This window comes from Candidatus Bathyarchaeia archaeon (genome assembly GCA_035935655.1).
Classification (GTDB): Archaea; Thermoproteota; Bathyarchaeia; order 40CM-2-53-6; family 40CM-2-53-6; genus 40CM-2-53-6.
Map to the genome: position 1 here is coordinate 1 of DASYWW010000042.1, position 2,263 is coordinate 2,263.

The 2,263-nt window shown below is 54.5% G+C and carries 2 protein-coding genes; both read left to right on the forward strand.

What is annotated here, in order from left to right:
- Window positions 1-284 precede the first annotated feature (284 nt).
- Window positions 285-1,706 (forward strand): transposase, encoded by a 1,422-nt coding sequence (locus tag VGS11_09015; GenBank protein HEV2120225.1) that lies wholly within the window; start codon window positions 285-287, stop codon window positions 1,704-1,706.
- Window positions 1,707-1,747: 41 nt separating this feature from the next.
- On the forward strand, window positions 1,748-2,263 hold a 516-nt coding region (locus VGS11_09020), incomplete at its 3' end, for a glycosyltransferase (GenBank protein ID HEV2120226.1).

The following is a 2,263-nucleotide window of genomic DNA, read 5'->3' on the forward strand; positions in this document are numbered from 1 at the left end:
CCTCAATGGCATGGAGCGGTGGGTTTTTAAATGCGTCCACGCTTTTAAGAAGGGATTCACAGAGCAGAAACGATGTCGCCTATTAGCAAAGAACTCCGGTGCCACTGTCACGACCAGAGAAACTTGCCGATGAGTTCACTGTTCAGAAGAGCGGGGTTGCTTCTTGGCTGCGCGCTCGTGACACCGAGCCTACCAGCATGTTGAAATAAGCGGAATAAGTAGAAGATTTGTCTAGACTAATGTGCAACATAAGACACAATGGTCTCGTGTTCAAACCGCATTCCTTGTCTCCCCCGGAACTCTTCATCGCTTTTTCTGAGTTGGTGCGGCCCGCTACTACCCCTTTTTATGCCAAACTCGATCAGACTCTCGCCTCCTTCGACTTTGCCACCCAAGCCCGTTCTCTGTGTGCTCCCGCCTATTCGGTGAACGGTCGAGGCCGTCCCGGCATTGACCCGGTCGTCTATTTCAAGATGCTCATGGTTGGTTTTTTCGAAGACATCGCCAGCGAACGGGGTATCGCCGAACGTTGTAGTGACTCCATCTCGATTCGCGCTTTCCTCGGCTACGATCTGACCCAGGCGACCCCGGATCATTCCACTTTGTCGATCATCCGCCAGCGGCTGGGTGAGAAGATTTACGACGAAGTCTTTCTGGTTATCCTCAGCGCCTTGGACAAGCATGGCCTGCTCAAAGGAAAGAACGTCGGCATTGATGCTTCGGTCATCCAGGCCAATGCCGCACTCAAGAGTCTCATCAACCGCGACACGGAGGAGGCGTATTGGGAGTATGTCCGGCGCTTGGCCAGCGAGAACGGGATTGATCCCAAGAACGCTGAGGCGGTTCGGCAGTTTGACCGTAAACGGCCCAAAAAGATGAGCAATGAGGAGTGGGTCAATCCTCATGATCCGGACGCCAAGATTGGACCGACCAAGGCAGGCGCCACCGATATGATCTACAAACCGGAGCATACCGTGGACTTGGATACCGGCGCGATTTTGCGAGCGGAGGTCCGCTTGGGTCATGAGACCGATCAGAAGGATTTGCTCGTGCATGTCCTGCAAGCTCAAGAGAATATTAATCAGGCGCAGGCCGAGCCTGTCGATAGCTTGACCATCGAAAGCACCACCGCCGACAAAGGTTACCACGCGGTGGGAGAGATGAAGCAGTTGCAGGCCGAAGGAATTCGGACCGTGATTTCCGATCCGGTTAAGAACCGCAGGTCGGACAACCTGGACCCAGAGGATGCCCGGGTGGTGCGCAAAGCCAAGCGTAGCGCTGGTAGTAAGTCGGGCAAGGAATTGCTCCGGCGCAGAGGAATGCACTTGGAGAGGAGTTTCGCTCATATTCTGGATGCCGGCGGAGCCCGGCGAACGACCTTGCGCGGATTGGAAAACTTGAACAAGCGATTCAAAGTCTCGGCGGCCATCTATAACTTGTCGCAGTTGATGCGGAAACTCTTCGGAGTGGGCACCCCCAAACAGTTGGCGGCGATGGGGAAAGCCCTTTTTCTCGTTTGGCGAGCGATTGTGGCGGTGGGGTGCGAGCTGCTTGGTATGGAGAGGACAAACCGAGCGCAGAGACACAGCTCAACATACGGTGGAATATGCTTCAGGGTAGCGCGCGCGGTAGCGAACGGGACGACCGAAACTTTCGGCTGGATTTTGCGTTTCCTTAAAAAGAGCCTTTCTTCAACAGGCTGTTAGGGCAGCTCGGTATCACCTGTGTCCATCCCGACAGCACGACTGTGACGAAGATCGCCATCGTTTGCGAGTATTTCCATCCTGACAAGTCCGGAGGCACGCCGACGGATATGTCGGAACTGGCTCAATACCTCAAGCAGCGGTATGCGGATATCGACATTGATGTTCTGACCAGCCGGAATCTGTATCGGCCAACTAGCGTTGTCGGCGAACTATTGGCGTGCGAGGATTGGCAGGGGGTCAAAATTCGGCGGTTCCGGACACCAAAGTCCAATCGGCCGTCGATGGCTTTGCGGTTACTTGCCGGAGGGATATTCTCCACTACCGTCCTCTTTTACCTGCTTGGGCATCGGTCGTACGACCTTTTGGTTATTGTCACCAACCCGCCAGCTAATGCGATGACGGCGTGGGCTTATGCCAAGCTACGGGGGGTCCCTTACGTGTATCTTATAAACGACCTCTACCCTGATATTGCAGTGGCACTGGGGCGACTTGAACCCAAGTCATTTGTGACAAGGTTCTTTTGCTGGTTTCAGAAACACTGGCTTCATGCTGCTGCT